The 19765-nt window shown below is 44.3% G+C and carries 17 protein-coding genes; 9 read left to right on the top strand and 8 right to left on the bottom strand.

Annotated features, from left to right (window positions below; all coding sequences use genetic code 11):
- Positions 1-70: 70 nt before the first annotated feature.
- Entirely contained in the window at positions 71-1192 is a 1122-nt protein-coding gene (locus KL866_RS06360; protein WP_214994100.1) for a hypothetical protein, read from the bottom strand.
- A 249-nt stretch (positions 1193-1441) separates the two neighbouring features.
- Between KL866_RS06360 and KL866_RS06355 the strand changes: the two genes are divergently transcribed.
- From KL866_RS06355 to KL866_RS06340, 4 genes are all read left to right on the top strand, one after another.
- Entirely contained in the window at positions 1442-3307 is a 1866-nt protein-coding gene (locus KL866_RS06355; RefSeq protein WP_025254007.1) for an isoleucyl-tRNA synthetase, read from the top strand.
- A 17-nt stretch (positions 3308-3324) separates the two neighbouring features.
- Entirely contained in the window at positions 3325-3861 is a 537-nt protein-coding gene (gene fldB / locus KL866_RS06350) for a flavodoxin FldB (RefSeq protein WP_025254006.1), read from the top strand.
- A gap of 26 nt (positions 3862-3887) precedes the next feature.
- On the top strand, positions 3888-4676 hold the full coding sequence (locus KL866_RS06345; RefSeq protein ID WP_025254005.1) for a CLCA_X family protein: 789 nt from the start codon (positions 3888-3890) through the stop codon (positions 4674-4676).
- A gap of 142 nt (positions 4677-4818) precedes the next feature.
- A complete protein-coding gene (locus KL866_RS06340; protein WP_025254004.1) occupies positions 4819-5229 on the top strand; it encodes a biopolymer transporter ExbD in 411 nt (136 codons plus the stop codon).
- A 79-nt stretch (positions 5230-5308) separates the two neighbouring features.
- On the opposite strand, the gene KL866_RS06335 is transcribed toward KL866_RS06340, so the two are convergent.
- The 4 genes from KL866_RS06335 to KL866_RS06315 form a co-directional block, all read right to left on the bottom strand.
- On the bottom strand, positions 5309-5482 hold the full coding sequence (locus tag KL866_RS06335; protein ID WP_155852383.1) for a hypothetical protein: 174 nt from the start codon (positions 5480-5482) through the stop codon (positions 5309-5311).
- 152 nt (positions 5483-5634) lie between these two features.
- The gene (locus KL866_RS06330) at positions 5635-6141 is read right to left on the bottom strand and encodes a YgjV family protein (RefSeq protein WP_025254003.1); all 507 of its coding nucleotides are present in this window, start codon (positions 6139-6141) and stop codon (positions 5635-5637) included.
- A 13-nt stretch (positions 6142-6154) separates the two neighbouring features.
- A complete protein-coding gene (locus KL866_RS06325) occupies positions 6155-7186 on the bottom strand; it encodes an RNA methyltransferase (protein WP_285801309.1) in 1032 nt (343 codons plus the stop codon).
- A gap of 108 nt (positions 7187-7294) precedes the next feature.
- A complete protein-coding gene (locus KL866_RS06315; protein WP_214994098.1) occupies positions 7295-7918 on the bottom strand; it encodes an NAD(P)H-binding protein in 624 nt (207 codons plus the stop codon).
- A 70-nt stretch (positions 7919-7988) separates the two neighbouring features.
- Here KL866_RS06315 and KL866_RS06310 point away from each other — a divergent pair, with 70 nt between their 5' ends.
- Positions 7989-10202 (top strand): S9 family peptidase, encoded by a 2214-nt coding sequence (locus KL866_RS06310; protein WP_214994096.1) that lies wholly within the window; start codon positions 7989-7991, stop codon positions 10200-10202.
- A 228-nt stretch (positions 10203-10430) separates the two neighbouring features.
- On the opposite strand, the gene KL866_RS06305 is transcribed toward KL866_RS06310, so the two are convergent.
- Both KL866_RS06305 and KL866_RS06300 read right to left on the bottom strand, forming a co-directional pair.
- Positions 10431-10805: a PH domain-containing protein gene (locus KL866_RS06305; RefSeq protein ID WP_025253999.1), complete on the bottom strand. Its 375-nt coding sequence runs from the start codon at positions 10803-10805 to the stop codon at positions 10431-10433.
- An 11-nt stretch (positions 10806-10816) separates the two neighbouring features.
- Positions 10817-13795 carry a bifunctional diguanylate cyclase/phosphodiesterase gene (locus KL866_RS06300; RefSeq protein ID WP_214994094.1) on the bottom strand — a complete coding sequence of 993 codons (2979 nt, stop codon included), beginning with the start codon at positions 13793-13795 and terminating at the stop codon, positions 10817-10819.
- A gap of 195 nt (positions 13796-13990) precedes the next feature.
- On the opposite strand from KL866_RS06300, the gene KL866_RS06295 reads away from it, so the two are divergent.
- The 4 genes from KL866_RS06295 to KL866_RS06280 all read left to right on the top strand — a co-directional run bounded on the left by KL866_RS06295 (position 13991) and on the right by KL866_RS06280 (position 18872).
- The gene (locus KL866_RS06295) at positions 13991-15025 is read left to right on the top strand and encodes a serine/threonine dehydratase (RefSeq protein WP_214994092.1); all 1035 of its coding nucleotides are present in this window, start codon (positions 13991-13993) and stop codon (positions 15023-15025) included.
- A gap of 101 nt (positions 15026-15126) precedes the next feature.
- Positions 15127-16827 (top strand): amidohydrolase, encoded by a 1701-nt coding sequence (locus KL866_RS06290; protein WP_214994090.1) that lies wholly within the window; start codon positions 15127-15129, stop codon positions 16825-16827.
- Positions 16824-18227, top strand: a complete 1404-nt coding sequence (locus KL866_RS06285) for an APC family permease (protein WP_214994088.1) — start codon at positions 16824-16826, stop codon at positions 18225-18227. The genes KL866_RS06290 and KL866_RS06285 overlap by 4 nt, the downstream gene beginning before the upstream one ends.
- A gap of 3 nt (positions 18228-18230) precedes the next feature.
- Positions 18231-18872: an MBL fold metallo-hydrolase gene (locus tag KL866_RS06280; protein WP_214994086.1), complete on the top strand. Its 642-nt coding sequence runs from the start codon at positions 18231-18233 to the stop codon at positions 18870-18872.
- Positions 18873-19019: 147 nt separating this feature from the next.
- Here KL866_RS06280 and KL866_RS06275 read toward each other — a convergent pair whose 3' ends face one another.
- Positions 19020-19535, bottom strand: coding sequence for a lactoylglutathione lyase family protein (locus KL866_RS06275; protein ID WP_214994084.1), 516 nt, complete (start codon positions 19533-19535; stop codon positions 19020-19022).
- Between the last annotated feature and the right edge of the window lie 230 nt (positions 19536-19765).

Raw genomic sequence — 19765 nt, 5'->3', positions numbered from 1 at the left:
TTGGCTTACAGCAAAAGGGTTGCTTTGAAGCAACCCTTTTTGGTGCAGATGCGCAGCTTACACGTTAAGTTTATTCAAACCAAACATCATTAATTTTCAGCGAAAATAGTAGCGGCGCTAAATCTTCATAACGCGTCTTGTGCGCTTCACAGGTAGCGTTTTTCAAGTAATTCTTTTCCCACGGGTCGTTGATGATCCATAGCGTATCACCAATAGTGACCAACCCTTCCATCGACGAGTTATCCATTGTGTACTGTTCGCAATTCTGGTCACCAGCAACATCAAAGATAATGGGAATGCGCTTTGTTGGCTTGCTACCAGTGGTATCAATCACCCATAGTTCATTGTCGTTTCTTGCCGCACCAAGTAAATAAGATGCGCCTGTTGAATGCGTATATAAAGCCAAGCCATTTATGGGGTGATTACCCGAGGCAAACGAAGGAAGCTGAAGGTCTGGTTCGCTCACAGTGGCAAAATCGCTCGATGAAAAAAAGTTTTCATCGATAGACAATGTGAAGATTCTTGGCTGCCCCGCTTTGTCTTTTTCTAGCGCCAAATATAACGTGCCGTCTTCCGCCATAGTCAGGCCTTCAATACCGTCATTTGGAAAATTTCCTACTTCCAAATCGTTAAGAAACTGCAGTGGACGTACATCCGACATTTCAACATCGCCATTGTCCTTTCGCGTTAGTTTAACTAACAGGGTTGGATAGTCAGTAGAGCCTGTATCTTCGTACTTGGTTTCACAACGAGGGCTCAAGGTTCCTGTTCGGGTTGCATCCTCGGTAACCGTGTAAATGACATTGGAATCTCTGGGGTCTAACGCTAATGCTTCTAAATCTGGTTGCTCGCTCAAGTAGCTATAAAAGCAGCTTCGACGCACATCCCTTGAAAATGAAAAGCGCTCAGTAGATGCGCTTAGCGTTGCAGTGTCTGGGGAAATGCTATGTAACTTCAATTGCTGCGTAAAATCCGCGCTCGCATCTGCAATCGTAACCAGCTGTCCATCTAGCACGACAAGCCCCGATGTCTGTGGGTCAAACATGACTTTTCCATCTTCATCGAGGATCCACTTCCCTACCGTTGTTTCCGTCAAATCGGTGGGTTCTGGGCTAATAATGACACCTTTGGGCTCACTGCATGCGGTAAGTAATAACGCGGTAAAAACACTAGCAGATAAATATTTAAGCATAGTATGAAATCCTCTCTCGACTCACTAACGCAAGAGCAAAAGCTAAAACTGAAAAAATTGTAAGGGAGTATATCGAGCATACCGTTTATGCACAAAAAAGAGTAAGGTTATAGCGTTAATTTACACTGCGCCTACTCTCTTGGCGTCTGAAAGAAACTATGTAGACAATAAAGTCCCATCAATATGGGAATTGAAAAGTTTCAGTTAGTAAATCGATTATTAAAGGAGAAAGCCATTCCTACGCAGCACTTGCCCCAAGTCATCGCAGGGCCAATAGTTAGAAAAGTGACACCTACTGAATGCCATTTATGGGTAGTCACCAGTAACGCCGAAACACCATCGCTGAAACTGTCGTTCTGTGACCAGGCAATAGCGGGTGAGTGTCAGAGTGAAACCGTACGCGTAGGTTCTTTTGCCTTCATTCACCTTATTTCTTTTTACACATCTGAGACGTTTAAAGATAGGGCGCGAATTAGCTATCAACTGTTGTTTAACGACTCGTCTGCCCAAGCCATATGGGAAAAAGAACAGCGCTCAATACTATACGATGGCCAGTCCGCGCCAAGCTTTCACTACACAGAAACGCCTGAAACTATCTTACACGGCTCTTGCCGCAAACCCCACTTTCACGACGACGACGCGCTCGCGCAAGTTGATGTACTGCACAAACATGCGTTCGAAAAGGGCAACGACTTTCCTGATCTTCTCTTAATGACTGGGGATCAAATTTACGCAGATGATGTAGCAGGGCCTATGCTTAAAGCCATTCACAGTGTAATTGACCGCTTAGGTCTTTATCACGAATCGCTTGAAGGGGCAGTGGTAAGCAATACGAGTGAACTTGCAACCCATGAGTTTGGGTTTTATGAACGTGAGCAGCTACTTCCGCAAATAGCGACCAATACAGTACTGTCTTCAATTTTCTTCGGCGCTAAAAAAAAGCCAGTATTCACATCGGTAAATGCACAAAACCACTTAATTGGCAGCGCTGAGATCATCGCTATGTACTTGCTGGTGTGGTCCGATACGCTTTGGACTAACGTATCCATAGATAAAAATGGGATCCCAGAAAAGTACTTGAGCATTTTTGATAAAGAAAACGGTGCTCTTACTGGTTTCGTAAAGCAGCTACCGCAAGTACGCCGAGCGCTGGCACACATTCCTACCTACATGATCTTTGACGATCACGACGTAACTGACGACTGGAATTTAACCCGTGGTTGGGAACAAGAAGTCTATGGTAATCCTTTATCGAAGCGCATGATTGGCAATGCACTCATTGGCTACTTGCTTTGCCAAGGTTGGGGAAATGCGCCTAAAAAAGTCGCGCCGCTGATTGCTAAAGTAAAAGGATCTGTTAGCGAAGAAGGCTTCACCGCGCACGAAGAGATTATCAACGATCTTTTGGGTTTTGATCAGTGGCACTATCGCTTAGATACCACGCCGCCTATTGAGGTATTAGACACCCGCACACAGCGCTGGCGTAGTGAATCAAACATGAACAAGCCCTCAGGTTTAATGGACTGGGAAGCACTGTGCGATTTTCAGCATTCTATTATCGGCAAAGAATCTGTCATCGTTGTCTCTGCCGCCCCTATCTATGGCGTGAAAGTTATCGAAGCCATTCAAAAAATGTTTACGTTTTTTGGTAAAGCCCTTACCGTAGATGCTGAGAACTGGATGGCCCATAAAGGTACTGCCAACGTTATATTAAACATCTTCAGACATTACAAAACGCCCCCTGAATTCATTATTCTATCTGGCGATGTTCACTACTCCTTCGTATACGATGTGCGTTTACGCTTTAGGCGTAACAGCCCTCATATCACCCAGTTCACCTGTAGCGGGTTAAAAAACGCGTTTCCGGATGGACTAATTAAGTGGCTAGATAGATTGAACCGCGCACTGTATCGCTCCAAGTCTCCCCTGAACCTTTTCACAAGGCGTCGAAATATGTCGGTAAAAGCAAGGGAGCCAAGCACGGGTTATGGTGAATTATTCAACGGTTGCGCTATTGGTGTATTAAAAATTTCACAGAATAACGCCGATGTTCAGTGCAAAGCTTTGTTGAGCAACGGTAAAGAGGTAGAATTCCCAGCTTCCAAAGACGATTAGTTCAAAAGAGGTATCTAATGAGTGATAGCGCACTGTCCATCGGGTTATTTTACGGCTCAACAACCTGCTATACCGAAATGGCGGCGGAAAAAATCCAAGTGCAGCTCAATAGCCTTTTTGACGAAGACATTGTTGATCTTCACAACATCAAAGATGTTAACTTAACGCGTACAGCCGACTATGACATCATCATATTTGGTATTTCCACCTGGGATTTTGGTGAATTACAGGAGGATTGGGAGTCCCACTGGGAGGAAGTTCACGGATTAGATTTAGCAGGGAAAACCATTGCCCTATTTGGTCTTGGTGATCAACTTGGGTATGCCGACTGGTTTCAGGATGCACTTGGCATGCTTCATGACGCAATTTCGCCGTCAGGCTGTAAAATTGTGGGCTACTGGCCAAACGATGGCTACGATTTCACTGCCTCTAAAGCTTTAACCGAAGACAAAACTCAGTTTGTAGGCCTGTCTCTTGACGATGAAAATCAATACGACAAAACAGATGCACGCATCGAAGCATGGTGTGAGCAGTTGCTTATCTCGATGGCCTAAACACATATTGCAATGGGATGTCAGCGTTGGAAAGTAAAGGCCGTATTCATCAACAGTTTTATCGCAATGGCCCAAGCCACAGGGACGGCGCAGATGTTTCATTTCAAGATATTCGCAAACTGTTTAATTTCGCTACGATAACGGTTGGCAGATGGGTGACAGCTGAAGAGCAACAGATCGCTGCCAATTTATTTTTTGATGCGCTGTACGATCTGGTTGCGATCCTAAATATCAATGAGCAAGTGCTATCCTTAAACGGATCCCTGTCGCTGGCTTTTGGCAGCGGCGGTCAAAAGCACAGTAGTGCCCACTACAACAGTGCTAAAAGGCAGCTAGCGCTAGCAAAAAATGCGGGAGCCGGTGCCCTCGCCCACGAATGGTTTCACGCTTTCGACCACTACATTGCACCCCGTATGTTCGACGGTATTGCCGCTGGCAGTTTTGCGACACAAGCATGGCTTGATAACGCGCCTATGAACGCCCATCCGTTGAATCAAAAATTGAGCGATTGCTTCTCGCTATTGTTCTTAAATGATCAAAAAAGACCGAATGAATACTTTGTGCGATCCGTAGAAGCTGATCGCGCGCTAAAAATGTATTATTATGCTATGCCTCAGGAGATGGCTGCCCGAGCATTTGAAGCCTGCATTCAAGATCACGAGATCAAAAATGCGTTTTTGGTGCAAGGTACAAAAAAATCAACGGAAGCTAGACTTGGCATTTATCCTCATGGTAACTTGCGTACATCACTCAATCAGGCATTGATGTTGTATTTTTACCAATTAGGTGTCGCTATTTCACGCAAACAAACCTAGTTTGTTGTTTAATTACCGTGAAACTGAGTATTTTTCCAACAACAAGTGTTAATGAGCACACTGTTTTTATACAAAAGTCTGTATATTTTTGTAACAAGCAGTATACTAAATGGCTCGAACGTAACAGAAGAAAGAAGACGAGATGAAAAGAAAGAAGCATACCTCGGCTGAAGACGAGGCTCAGATTGATATGACCCCCATGTTGGACATCGTGTTCATCATGTTGATTTTCTTCATCGTAACGACCTCGTTCGTGAAAGAGAAAGGTTTAGATGTAAATCGTCCTGAAGATAATCAAGCGAAAAACGATAAGCCTTCTAAAGCGCTTTCTATCCGTATTGATGCTGACGGCACAATTATGATGGGCGGCCGAGAGGTTGATATTCGTCGTGTGGTTGCAAACACACAGACATACCTAGCAGAAAACAACACTGATTCAGCTGCAATTCAGGCTCACGAAGAAAGCGAGCACGGAACTGTGGTAGAAGTAATGAACCAAGTTAAAATTGCTGGTATTGAAAAAGTATCTGTTTTGGTTAAGAAAAGCAGCTAGCAGCTTTCATAATCAAATATAAATAAAAAAGCCACCTTCGGGTGGCTTTTTTATTTGTGTAATTCGTATTGCTTTACAATTAAGCTTCAGCGTTTTTAACTAACTTTAGCGAAGCTTTTGTGGATCTTTTTTGATGATAAAGCCGCGCCTGTTCAAGAACGTTCAGAGGCGCACCAGAATCTATTGCGGTTTGAAAAATCTTTTCTAGCTCTGAGAAGCACTCTGACTGAGATGAATTTTTAACTAACTTCATTGCTTACATTCCTTTATCACTTCTCTGGAATTGTATTACCACCGATGACCAATAAAAGTTGCCAAGGATATACATAGTAATTTGAGATCATACTTAAACGGCAGCTTTTATCTATTCAACTTTAGTTTTTCAGCAGCGTCTTTAAAGGATTTTCATTCGACATTTTTGTTTTTCACGGCACGAATTTTACTGAATATACTCAACAAATTACTTACGTTGAATACAGTACCAAACAGGCTCCCCACAAGAATGGCATAAATAAGCCCTAGCCCCTCAGCGACGATAAATACTTGGCGAATAGTTCTCACATCTCGAATAACCAATGAACCTACGGTAAAAATAAGTGACGAGGCATAGGCAATAAAAATAATCCAGCTGTGTTCTAGCACAAACCATTCATAGACAAGGAAGCCTAGATTCACCGCAACGAAAAAAAACAAAATAGCATTGCTTCTGTGTTTGATAGCAATAAAGTTACGCACGCTGGCGAGCAAGGTCCCAATACCAGCAGCCATAGCGTCTAGCATAAAAAAGTGCGCGCTCAGTGCACTTAGGGCAAACGCTGAAATAAGCAAATATTTGTCTACATTGGTTTGGCGATACCCAATAAAGTTTAAAACAACGGCTATTGCGCCAAAGCCTTCTGCGACTATGTTCATTTAAGTAAGCTCATTAAAATTTAAGGTAAAAGGGCTGACAAAGGGCTTTGTATTCACTTGTGTAATTACCCTCGCGGTCTCTAATAGTCAATTCAGTTTCATTCGTAACTTTTTTGGTAAAAAGCTGATGGTCTGCATACGCAGTGCAATCTGCATGTCCGCCGTCAGCATTCTTCATTACTTTGTTAAAGCGAAATGCACAGAGGTATGGGTCTTTATCCGACGTGTGCTTTACATAAAGCATCGCTTCCAAAAATAAGCCATGACCAGCAGCGATTTCGATAATGTCGGCTTGCATCGACGCTGGGTACACGCAGTACATTTGTCCGCATTCCGCCAATAATGCGCTACTAGCGCTAAAAAGCTCGTCTGGGCTCAATGTAGATGTTTGTCTTGCCATCAAGCGAGTGTGGCTTTGCTTATTGTATGCATTAGAAAGTTTCGCTGGCGAATCAAAGTAAGGCGGATTAGAAATAATTAAGTCGTACAAATAAGCTGATTTAAAACCCGCCACATCGCAGTTGTGAATATGAAGCTGCCCTGCCCACTTTGAATTTTTGAAGTTATTTGCTGCCTGCGTCGCCGCATCCTTATCAATTTCGATGGCATCAATTTTGATAGCATCGATTCGAGGTGCATCATTGTTGTTACTTAACAGGCTTTTCCCTGATGAAACAAAGCTACTTGTGCTTTCTTTCTCTATGCTTTCTTTCTCTATGCTTTCTTTCTCAGTACTCTCTTTCCCAGTACTGTCTTTCTCTCCATTGCCTTTCTCTAGACCGTCTTTCTCAGTGCTGTCCGCACTTGAACTATCTGTACCATGGCAATCTAGCTCAAGACCACTGCAGCTTAGCGGATAAAAGCCTTCAGCTTTTTGCGCCATCATTAGGGCTAAAATGCCACTGCCGGTACCAATATCTAAAATACGTGGAGCATGTCTACTCCCTGCACCAAGCGTAGCCCAACTCCCTAAAATTAGGCTGTCGGTGTTCACTTTCATGGCGCATTTATCTTGCGCTACGGTGAATTGTTTACAGCGGAACATGCGGAAGTCATATTACCTGGTGCGTTAAAAGGCGCGCATTTTATACCAAGTCGGTTTGCGCTTCACGTTAAGCTTGTGACATTTACTGCTAGCGCTTATTAACTGTGCTTATTGCCATCGCTGCAGCGACATCATGTTTCTGGCCACATCAACGGCATGAACGGGACGATATTTCTTTAACGGCCCTTTCATTATGCTTTGCCAAATAGGCGCGGTCTTCTGCGCAATATCTTCTAACGTTCGTGATTCATCTCGCTCACCCAGTAGCAATGAAGGTCGAACTGCCGAGGCATGGGGTAATTGCGGCATACGCATAATGGCGTTCTCCAGTTCTCCTTTTACCCGCAAATAAAAGTTACTGCTTTTAGCATCAGCCCCTACCGAAGATATCCACACAAAGCTGTCTGCTCGTTGAGCGCGGGTAAGTTGCGCAGCAACGTGAACATACTCAAAGTCAACGCGGCGAAAGGCTTGTTTGGACCCCGCCTTTTTAAGCGTAGTCCCCAGGCAACAGTACACATGGTTTACACTAAAATAACCTTGGTAGTCTTGTAAGTTGTCAAAGTCCATAACCACAGGCTTTAGTCTGTTGTAGGGGTCGTTAAACATGCTAGAAAAAAGAGGCTTTCTAACTAAGCAGGTTACTTCATTGTATCGTCTGTCCTGTAACAGCATATTTACAAGCGTTCGTCCTACTAAACCTGTCGCTCCTAGCACCATTGCGGATTTCATACGTCGCACCTTGTATCATAAATTGATATAACTACAATCAAACCTTCGACAGTCAAATATGCAGATAAAAATGAAAAAAGCCCTTTTAATTGGAGCCGCTATGCTCTCTACTGCTTTAAACGCTGAAACGCTCACTATTGAGCGTATTTTCTCTTCTCCTTCACTTGATGGCAATGCGCCACGTTCATTGAAAGTATCCCCAGATGGCCAACGTGTAACCTTCTTAAAAGGTAAGCAAACTGACTACGAACGCCTAGATTTATGGGAATACCATATCAAAAGCGGTCAAACTCGTATGCTTTTCGACTCAAACGACCTACAAAGCGGCGAAGAAGTCCTGTCTGATGAAGAAAAAGCACGCCGCGAGCGTATGCGCTTATCTGGCAGCGGCATTGTTAGCTATCAATGGTCAGACGATGGTAAAGCATTGTTATTCCCGCTAGGCGGAGATGTTTTCTACCACAAGCTAGGTGAAAAAGGCGCAAAACAGCTTCTTGATACTGAAGCATTTGAGACCGATATTAAATTATCACCGAAAGGTAACTACATTTCGTTTATTCGCGACCAGAACCTTTATGTAAAACACATAGATTCAGGTAAAGAGACAGCGATTACCAAAGAAGGCGGCGGCAACATAAAATTTGGTATGGCAGAGTTTGTGGCACAAGAAGAAATGGGCCGTATGACAGGATACTGGTGGTCGCCAGATGAGACTAAAATTGCCTTTACCAAGGTTGATGAAAGCCCTGTAGAAGTTATTACTCGCTCTGAAATTTATGCTGACGACATCAAGCTTATTGAACAGAAATATCCTAAAGCAGGCACGCCAAACGTATTGGTTGAACTTGCTATCCAAGACATCGATTCTGGAGATCGCACCTGGGTTGATTTAGGTAAAGATAAAGACATTTATTTTGCTCGCGGTAAGTGGATGCCAAACAACACCACCTTTACTTACCAGTGGCAAACGCGGAATCAACAAACCTTAGAGCTTCGAGCGTTCGACCTAAGCAGTAAAAAAGAAAAAACATTGCTTACAGAGTCAAGCGACACCTGGGTAAACCTGCATAACGACCTTTACTTCCTAAAGGATAAGGGCCAGTTTATTTGGGCCTCTGAACGCGACGGTTTTAAACACCTTTACCTTTTCGACAACAACGGCAAACTGGTTAAGCAATTAACCAAAGGTGATTGGGTAGTCGACAGCGTTGAAGCCATTGATACCGCAAACAACCGTTTGTACTTTTCTGGTCGCAAAGACACGCCGCTAGAAAGTCATGTTTACAGCGTGCCGCTAAACGGCGGCGATATCTCACGCGTAACTGAGTTAGGCGCATACCATAGCGCAGCCTTTAGCCAAGATGCTTCTATCTTTATTGACCGTTTCTCAACCATTAACTCCCCTGCTCAGGTAAGCTTGAACAGTGCAAGCGGCGAGCGAATTACTTGGCTTGAAGAAAATAAAGTTGAAGAAGGCCACCCGCTACATACTTATATGGACAGCTGGACAGCACCCGAGTTTGGCGACATTACCACTAAAGATGGCGCAAACCTTAAGTATCGTATCTACACGCCCAACAGCGCTAAGCAAAACCCTAAGCAGAAACACCCGGTTATTGTTTACCTTTACGGCGGCCCGCACGCACAGGTTGTAACAAACAGCTGGGCGGGCAACCGTGGTTTGCTGTTCCAACACTGGGTTGATCAAGGTTACGTAGTATTCACATTAGATAACCGTGGCTCTAACTATCGCGGTAAAGCGTTTGAAGATCCTATTTACAAGAAAATGGGCTTTATTGAAGTGGACGATCAGGTTGCAGGTGTAGAGTTCTTGCGTACCCTTCCTTATGTTGACGCCGAGCGCATTGGCGTGCACGGCCACAGCTATGGCGGCTATATGACGCTAATGACCATGTTCAAAGCAGGCGATTACTTCGCAGCGGGTGTATCAGGCGCGCCGGTAACCGACTGGCGCTTATACGATACTCACTACACTGAACGCTACATGGGCAACCCAAATACAGATGACGATGCTTACACCGCATCTTCAGTATTCCCTTACGCGAAAGACTTGAAAGGCGACCTCTTGATTTACCACGGCATGGCAGATGACAACGTACTGTTTACGCACTCAACCATGCTATACAAGCACCTTCAAGATTTGGCGATTCCGTTTGAAACCATGGATTACCCGGGCAAGAAGCACAGTATTCGTGGTAAGCAAACGGGCATTCACTTATACAAGACGATTACAAACTTCTTTAACCGCAACTTGAAAGACTAATCGGGTTATGACCTAAGGTAGTTGTAACAAACAAAAAGCGATGCTTGTGAAAGCATCGCTTTTTTATTTGGTCTGTTTGATTGTTAACTATTGTTTCTACAGGCTGTTTTTACACTTTGTTTTTACACATTAGCTTTTCAACGCTTTCTACGTCCGTAAAATGACTCAGCGTTTTTCACTCACTGCTCGCCATTGAAAGCAACAATCAAGTTTCACGAAATGCAGAAACTAGCTAAACATTTGCGTTGCTAAATTCTGCTGTACTGCCTGAGCAGACGATGCACTTAATTCAATTTCAACAGCATCGGCTTTTCCTGATAACCAAATTTTAAGCTCTGCATCGGTATCAAAATGTCCGGCAGTTTCTACAATAAACTGCGTAATCGACTTGTAAGGTATAGAGTGATAGTTCACTTTGCGGCCCGTAAGGCCTTGCTTATCAATAAGGATCAAACGCTTATTGGTAAACACACTTAGGTCGCGCACTAGCTTAAACGCAGAGGTAACCGTCTCATTGGTGGCAAGAATAGGCGCAAGCTCCTCTTGCACGTCTGAGGCACTCGTTTCGCTTGCATTACCCATAATGGTATCAAATAAACCCATAACTATTTCCTTCAGGCAGAGGCAAGTTTAACTCGCCATTGAACTCTATGCGCCAGCGGTTTGGGTTTATCCAAAGCAAAGCCTTGGCCGTAGTCAACCTTAAGTTCCTTAAGTAATTCTGCGGTAGCAATGTCTACCACAAACTCAGCAACGGTTTGTTTTCCCATACTGTGCGCAATATTATTAATCGCTGTTACTGTAGCATGATCGATAGGATCGTGAACGATATTTCGCACAAAGGAGCCGTCAATTTTAACGTAATCAACATCAAGATTTTTGAGGTAGGTAAATGAGGACATGCCTGCACCAAAATCATCTAGAGCAAAGCTACACCCCAAATCACGCAATGCAGAAATAAAACGTTTTGCGGCACTCAAGTTAGTTACGGCTGTTGTTTCTGTAATTTCAAAACAGATTTTTTCAGCGGGTACCGAGGTACTTTGCATACGTTGAGAAATTTTATGCAGCGCCGTTTCATCACCGAGCGTAATCCCCGATAAATTTATGGCAACCTTACCTACGTTATCAATATGAGCAGGATTGCTTTCAAGGGTTTTAAGGGTGTTTTCCACAACCCACAAATCAACTTTGTTCATTAAACCGTGGCGCTCTGCCAACGGTATAAATAGCCCTGGGCTGATGAGCCCATTATCTTTTGCGTTGAGGCGCAAAAGAATCTCGTAATGCTGCGGTTGCGCGCCTTTGTCTTCTTTAGGAACATTCAGCGGCATAATAGCTTGGCTGTACAACTCGAAACCGTCGTTTTGTAATGCGTGATGCAGAGCATGTAATACCTCATTTTCACTATCATCAATAGCCATTTGAGAGTCGCTATCATGAAACACAAAATAACGATTTCGACCTAGGTGCTTAGCTTTATAACAGGCATTGTCGGCGGCTTTAATTAATGCCTCTGCGCTTTGTGTGTTCTCGTTAATTTCAATAACACCAATGCTTGCACCAACGAAAAACAGTTTATCGTCGTAGACGAAACGGTAATTTGAAATGGCCAACAAGAGTTTGTCTAGGTGCTGTGTTACCTCGTCCAAACGTTGATTGCGAAATATAATACAGAACTCGTCTCCACCGATCCGAGCAAGTAGATCTTCCCCATTTATGTATTGTCGAAATATAGTCGAGATTTCTTTAAGTAACTTATCGCCAGCTGGATGACCACAACTGTCGTTTACCAACTTGAATCGATCCATATCGATAAAACACATCACACTTTGCTTGTGCTGAGCGCGGGGCGAATTGATGCTCGCCACGCTTTTTAAGCCGGCTTGGCTTAAACCCACGCCTTCGCCTTGATGACCGGCCTTTTCATGCGTTTCATCAAGAATCACTCGTAGCTTTTCATCAAAAGCATAGCGATTAAACAGCCCTGTTAACTGGTCATGATTAGCCTGAAAATTCACTTCTTCCTGCAACGCTAACTCTTTGGTTACATCCCGAGCTATACCTTCAACGGCAACCAATAGACCTTGCTCGTTAATTATTGGTGTGTCAGAAAACTCAATGGATAACGGTTCGCCAGTTTTGCTTTGATAGCACATAACATAAGGTTCGGGCTTTTCACCTCGAGCAATGGTTTGACGTATTTCAAAAGTCTCGTCTGGTACTTGGCGTACGTATCTAGACTCGTTAGCACAAAAATCTTCCATACTAAAACCTAGGATCTTTTCTATGCCCGCGCTTACATAAACAAAGTTATGGTCAACAGTTTTAGTGTAAACAAAGTGACGCTGCATACCATCAACAAGACGACGGTATTTCTCTTCACTGCGTTTTAAGTCATGTTGCGCACGAAAACGATCGGTAACATCCCTTATGGTAACCGCAATGTTGTCACCTGCTTTTACCACTTGAACTTTTATCCATTCGGGCTCTATTTTATCGCTATTTACCGCTAGATGCGCCTCAAAAGGCACACCATTAGCAGCAACACTTTGCACATTTTCAAATTCACCATGCACTCCTAAGTAACGGGTTTGTTCTGCCAAACTCATAAAGCGCAATGCGTCACAGGCACCACGAAATAAATATCGGCTGTATGAGTTTGCTTCCACAAGCGAAAAGTCGCCGTCTGTAGGCTGATAAATAAGTAGAGCGTCAAGTGAAGCTTCACTGGCCGTTAAATAGCGCTGATGGCTTATAGATAGGTGAACTGCACCCTTAAGCTGTTTATGCAGTACGTAACTCACCAGTGCTGACATCAATAGGCCAATCATTATTATCAACAAACCCGCGTTATAAGGGCTAAGTTGAGACTGCATGGTAAGAAAGAACTCTCGCTCTAAGAAGGTGAATGGCTCAAGCCTTACTATGGAGCCATCGTTCAATAGCTCACCGCTTTGGAACAATGTTTCGCTGTCACTCTGAAGCTTAAAGTTAAACTGCGGGCCCACTAGCTCGCCTAACATCACGCCTAGAATAGTTTGTACATCAAAGCCCGCGACGAGAAACCCATGTTTTGGCTCTTGGGGGCTGATAGCTCTGCCTACAACGATAAAGTGATGTTTAGCATTCTCTGAATATAAAAGCTTACTTTCCAAGCCCTCTGAAAAACGGGATATGTTTAAGCCTAGCGCTTCCATCGGCTTGCCAATCAGGCTGTTGTCTATGCGGGTTTTAATACCCGTTGATGGAGTCGCAACCCAAGCTATCTCGCCGTTAGCATCAATAAATACTAATGAAGAAAACCCCTTCTGCATGCCCATTAGAGAGAGGGCTTGCGCATTAAACCAATCGACTTGGTTAGGTTCAAAGGTTGGCCAGTTTTGCATAAGGTTATGCAGTGCTTGAATACGTTCGCTAGAGAAAACCTCTAGACTTATTTTTACTTGCTCGGCTACCGACTGGGCCTTAGAAATACGAGCGGTGCGTTCGTCGTTTTGAATAAAAACGCCCGCCGATACAAATAATAGTGCAAGGAAGATAAATAGAACTGTAGGTAGGGCATAAATACGATGATTAAGTTTGTTTAACATGTGCCTACCTCAGAAAACGTGCTCAAGCAGACTAAAGTAGAATTATGAAACAAATATGAATTGCCTTATACACAATCTGGAATAGGCTCTAGCGTAATCGAAGCGTATCTGGCACTGTATAGTTTTTTATCTTTAATACATGAAGGTACGAAGCCTTTGCGTGTTAAAAAAACATATTTAAAAGAGCGGTATTTAATGAGCACTCCCCCCAGTTTCGACGATATAAAACACGCTTACGCGCGCATTAAGAGCGATGTTAAAAGAACACCCATTGTTGAATCTTCGCTGTTAAATGAATGGATGGGCAATCGCATTTTGTTTAAAGCAGAATGCTTACAAACCATTGGGGCATTCAAACTTCGCGGCGCAATGAATTTTTTAGCCCGCTTAAAAGAGGAAGGTCGCCTTCCAAAACATGTGGTTGCCAATAGCTCTGGAAATCACGCTCAAGCTGTTGCTTATGCAGCTACACACTACGGTTGTAGCGCCACGATTTTCGCAAGTGAAACTATATCGCCCATTAAGGCTGCGGCAACGCAAAGCTATGGCGCAGAATTAAAGTTATACCCTACTCGACCAGAGGCCGACGCAGCGGTTGAGCAAGCATCAAAAGCACCAGACACTGTGTGGATACCGCCGTTCAACCATGAAGATATTGTGGCGGGGCAAGGCACAGTGGCATTAGAAGCGTTAAATGAAGTAGGTGATGTGGACGCAGTTTTTGCACCGTGCGGCGGTGGCGGTCTGCTATCTGGTACCTTGCTGGCAACCCGCGAATTGCAGCCTAATGCTTTGGTTATAGGCGCAGAACCGGCCGAAGCAAACGACGCTTCAATGTCGCTACAGGCAGGCGAAATAGTTTCTTTGCAGCATACGCCTAATACCTTAGCTGACGGCGCAGCCACACCTTCTGTCGGCGACGTTACTTTTCCTATACTGCAAGAGCTTGACGATTTTTATGAAGTAGACGAGCTACAAATTGCCTACTGGACGCAATGGTTGCACCATTTACTAAAGCTTCATATTGAGCCAACGTGCGCCATGACGATGGCCGCTGTAGCAGCTTGGGCGGCAAACACACCGAAAGGACAAACCGCATTGGTGATAATAAGTGGCGGCAACATTAGCCAAGCTAATATGGCAAAAATTTGGGAAAGAGACTTTTTATTGCAGCCGCCTATCCTAGACTTTGAAGACGCTGACGAATTAGAAGAACTTAAAGACGCTTAGGCTTAGAACAGTGCTATATCACTGTTATGCTTTAAAGTGAATTTGAGCGAACCGAACGACTTAATACTAAGAATAGAAAAACAAACAGGCAGAAACTCACTATGAACTCAACATTGTCTACGCTGACATTTAAAAAGCATTCGCTTTCAAAACTACTAACAGCAACCTTTGCTACAGCGGCAACACTGGCCGCAATGTCCACTACGCTTAAAGTAGAGGCAGCCACCCTAGTTGAGAATGTAAAAGGCTACACCTTAAATGAAAAAGGTGAGCTCACTACTTTTAAAAACCTTCTCTTGGACGAAGGTAAGGTCGTTGCACTAAACGTAGATAAAGGTAAAACCTCTGTTGATGACACCATAGACGGCAAAGGTAAAGTCATGCTCCCCGGTCTTATCGATGCTCATGGCCATCTTCTCGGTTTAGGGGCAAATTTGTTAGAAGTGAATTTGCGAGAAAGTAAAAGTGCGCAAGACGCGGCTAAAATGGTTGCCGAATACGCCTTTGCAAATGGACAGCAAACTTGGATTACCGGGCGCGGCTGGAACCAAGAGTTGTGGTCTGATAGAGCCTTCCCGACCGCTGCTGATTTAGACAATGTTGTGTCTGATAAACCGGTAATGCTTACTCGAGTTGACGGTCACGCGGCATGGGTTAATACAAAAGCTATGGAGCTAGCTGGCATTACAAAAGACACCCAGTCACCTGTTGGCGGTGAAATTATTAAAGACGCCGACGGCAACCCTACTGGTGTATTCATCGATAACGCATCACTACTAATTGAAGAGCACTTACCGAAAGCCAGTAACGCGATATACGAGCAGCAATTAAATGCCGCAGGTGAGCACTTACTAGCAAATGGTATTACGTCAATGCACGATGCTGGCGTAGGAAGAGACGTTTACGACTTCTATGTAAAAGAAGCGGTAGAGGGTGACCTGCCTGTACGTATTTATGCAATGGTGAGCGCGACTGATCCTGAACTTTCAACCATGTTAAGTAACGGTACAATTCGGGATGAAGACGACTTTTTGTATATTCGTTCAGTGAAAGCCTATGGTGATGGTGCACTAGGCAGTCGTGGGGCAGCATTACTCGAACCTTATTCAGATGCGCCCCATCAACATGGATTGCTATTAACTCAACCAGAAGATATGACCCAACTTTTCACCACCGTAATAGGTGCGGGTTTCCAGCTTAACTATCACGCTATCGGCGATAAAGCGAATCATGTAGCGCTAAACGAATTTGAAACTACCTTTAAAAATATAGGCGGCAGTGAGTTGCGCAACCGTATAGAACACGCGCAAGTAATTGCACCTGATGATCTAGCGCGCTTTGCAACGTTAAAAGTACTACCTTCCATGCAGCCAACCCATGCCACCAGCGATAAAAATATGGCGGAAGACCGCCTTGGTAAAGACCGAATGAAAGGCGCTTACGCATGGAAAACGCTGCTTGATTCAGGCATAGCTCTTCCCTTAGGTTCAGATTTTCCTGTAGAGCTTGCTAACCCGTTTTACGGTCTTCACGCTGCGGTTACGCGTCAAGACAGAAACAACCAACCGGTAAAAGGCTGGTATGCCCACGAAGCCTTAACCATTGAACAAGCCTTTAAAGGCTTTACGCTAGATGCAGCCTACGCAGGGCATATGGAAGATACGTTAGGTACATTAACGCCAGGGAAATGGGCTGATTTCATTTTGGTAGACCAAGATATTTTCAGTATAGACGCCAAAGACATTTGGAAAACCGAAGTTCACGCCACCTATGTGGCTGGAGAAGAAGTTTTCTCTAAATGAGTAGCGAAAACAAAAGTCTCTTAACCAAAGGGATTGGCGGCATAGGCGCTGCCCTTTTGGTATTAAATGGCCTTATTGGGGCAGGCATTTTTGCACTGCCCGCTAAAATGGCCGCCGCGCTTGGTGCTTTCAGCCCCTACATCTTTTTGATCTTTGGCGCACTTATGCTAGCCATAGTATGGTGTTTCGGGCAGTTAGCGGTTCGCTATCAAGAGACTGGCGGGCCAGTAATTTATGCCCAAAAAGGCTTTGGCAATGCAGCCGCGTTTCAGACGGGGTTTGTGTATTACTTGGCTAGAGCTACGGCAATTGCCGCTAATATGCACGTTCTGTTACTTTATGCTGGCTATATGTGGCCAGAGCTTAATACAGGCGCAGGCAAATCATTTGCGATCATAGGGCTGACAACAGCATTAATTGTAGTAAATATTGTTGGTCTTAAAGCCGCTATGCGTTCGCTTGATACTATTTCCGTGCTAAAACTCGTGCCATTTGTGGCGCTTATTGTTATAGGTTATTGGCAAGTAGACTTTTCTACCGTCTCTTCCGCTACCACCATCCCTGCCTTCGACACCATATCTGCGGGTGCCTTACTTACGCTTTACGCTTTTATTGGTTTTGAGACGGTAGTGGTGACGAGCGGTGAGACTAATTCACCGAAAAAGACTATTCCTCGGGCGTTGATGCTTACGGTTTCAGGTATCGCCATATTTTACTTTTGTGTGCAGTGGCTTTACTGGCACACCGTAGGGCCTGCTAAGCCGGATAGCGCACCGCTTATTGCCCTTGCCAATAAGATATTTGGAGAAACTGGAGCGCTTGTAATGACGTTAACCGCCGTGGTATCGGTAGCCGGGAACTTATTGGCGAACGTGATATCTACCTCTCGGCTTACGTTTTCTATGGCACGACAGTCTCTTATTCCCGGAAAGCTTGGCGAGATACTAGGTAAGGTTCATAGCAAGTTTGCTACGCCCTCTTCATCCATACTGGTACTTGGATTATTCGCCGGCGCGATGGCACTTACCGGCAGTTTTGTATGGCTGGCGATTTCAAGCGTGCTGGCGCGGCTAGCAGTATATGCAATGTGTGTAGTGGTGTTAATAAAAGCGCAAAAGGCTTTTTCTCATGGAAGTTCTTCACAGGTGGGCTCTTCGCAAAGCTCGTTGCTATTTAATGAACATGGCCGAAACTCTGACCTTACTACAAGCTCGTCCGCTAACGCTATAAACCCGTTTAAACGTTTGATACCCTTTGCTGCATTAGTGGTTTGCGCATGGTCTATTGCACAATCGTCAACGAACGCATGGCTATTTTTATTAGGTGAATTAGCTGTTGGCGCACTGCTCTACTTTGCGCTTTTTCATTTAGCCCTAAGCAACAAAAAATCAAAAGGTTAAACAGTGGAAATTCAAGTTATACCGGTTACGCCCTTTGCCCAAAACTGCTCGCTAATTTGGGACCCAGCTACTAACAAAGGTGCGTTTGTCGACCCAGGCGGCGATATTGAAAAGCTTATTGATGCAGCGTCAAGTAAGGGCGTGAGTATAGAAAAAATCATACTGACTCACGGTCACCTCGACCATGTTGGCGGCACAGTCGCCATTGCCGAGCACTATGGTGTGCCCATTATTGGTCCGCATATCGGTGATAAATTCTGGCTAGATGCCCTCATGCAGCAAAGCCAGATGTTTGGCTTTCCACCCGCGCAGCCTTTTACTCCTAATGAGTGGTTGAATGACAATGACACCATTTCAGTGGGCAATTTAACCTTAGAAGTATTACATTGCCCCGGCCATACTCCTGGGCACGTAGTGTTGGTAGAGCGTACGAGCAATCGGGTTATTGTCGGCGATGTGATATTTGCCGGCTCAATTGGCAGAACCGACTTTCCACAGGGCAATCATCAGCAGCTTATCGACTCTATTAAGCAAAAAATTATGGTGCTACCTGATGATATGACGATTTATCCTGGACATGGCCACACTACAACGGTAGCCACAGAAAAGGCATCCAACCCTTATGTATCCGGTCAATTTGGATAAAATCTCGCGTTTTATCAGCAAGTAAAGAACAAAAAAGGCGAGGTGCGTTAAACAAGATTTTGCTTGTTTCGCCCTCGCCTTTCGCTTATTTAAAGCTTGCTATGCACTTGCTTAACGCAATGCCTAAAAAGCGATATTAACTAACGCTTACTCGTAAGCGCCGCTTGCATAGTGCAACTCATAGCTGTGGCTATAAATTTCAAGAATGTTACCAAACGGGTCTTCCATATAAATCATGCGATATGGCTTCTCACCCGGATAGTAGTAGCGCGGCGCCTTCATACGTTTTTTACCGCCAGCGGCAACAATCTTCTCTGCCAAGCCTTCTACGTCTGGGTCTTGAACACAGAAGTGGAAGATACCGGTTTTCCAGTACTCGAAGTTATTCTCAGGGTTCTCTTGGTTGCTGAACTCGAAGATTTCCACGCCTACGCGGTCACCTGTTGAAAGGTGAGCAATACGGAATTTACCCCATCCTGCACCAAATACATCGGTACACATTTCACCAATGGCCGAATCGTCTTCAACAATTTCGGTCGGCTTCATGATTAAATACCAGCCGAGTACTTCGGTGTAAAACTTCACGGCGCCTTCTAAATCGGGTACAGAAATTCCAATATGAGAAAACGTACGCGGATACGGTGTTTTTACTGCTTCAGTCATCACTTACTCCTTGGTAGTGCAAGTTGTCAAAATGGCTTAAGCGGCTAATTCGGTGTCTATTTCTGTGTTTGGTTAGATAGCGTTTTCGCCTTTACCCCCCCAAAAAAACTTCAACAAGATAACTAATCGAAAATAGCGCTTAAGTGAACATGGATACATAGTAGCTAGACAACGAACAAACTTAAAATTATGATATTTTCTAAATTTGATAAATCTAAATTATACCCAGA

Origin of the sequence: Alteromonas sp. ALT199 (assembly GCF_018619335.1) — a bacterium.
Taxonomy (GTDB): Bacteria; Pseudomonadota; Gammaproteobacteria; order Enterobacterales; family Alteromonadaceae; genus Alteromonas.
The sequence above is the reverse complement of the archived record's forward strand: the minus strand, read 5'-3'. Positions and strand labels throughout refer to the sequence as shown.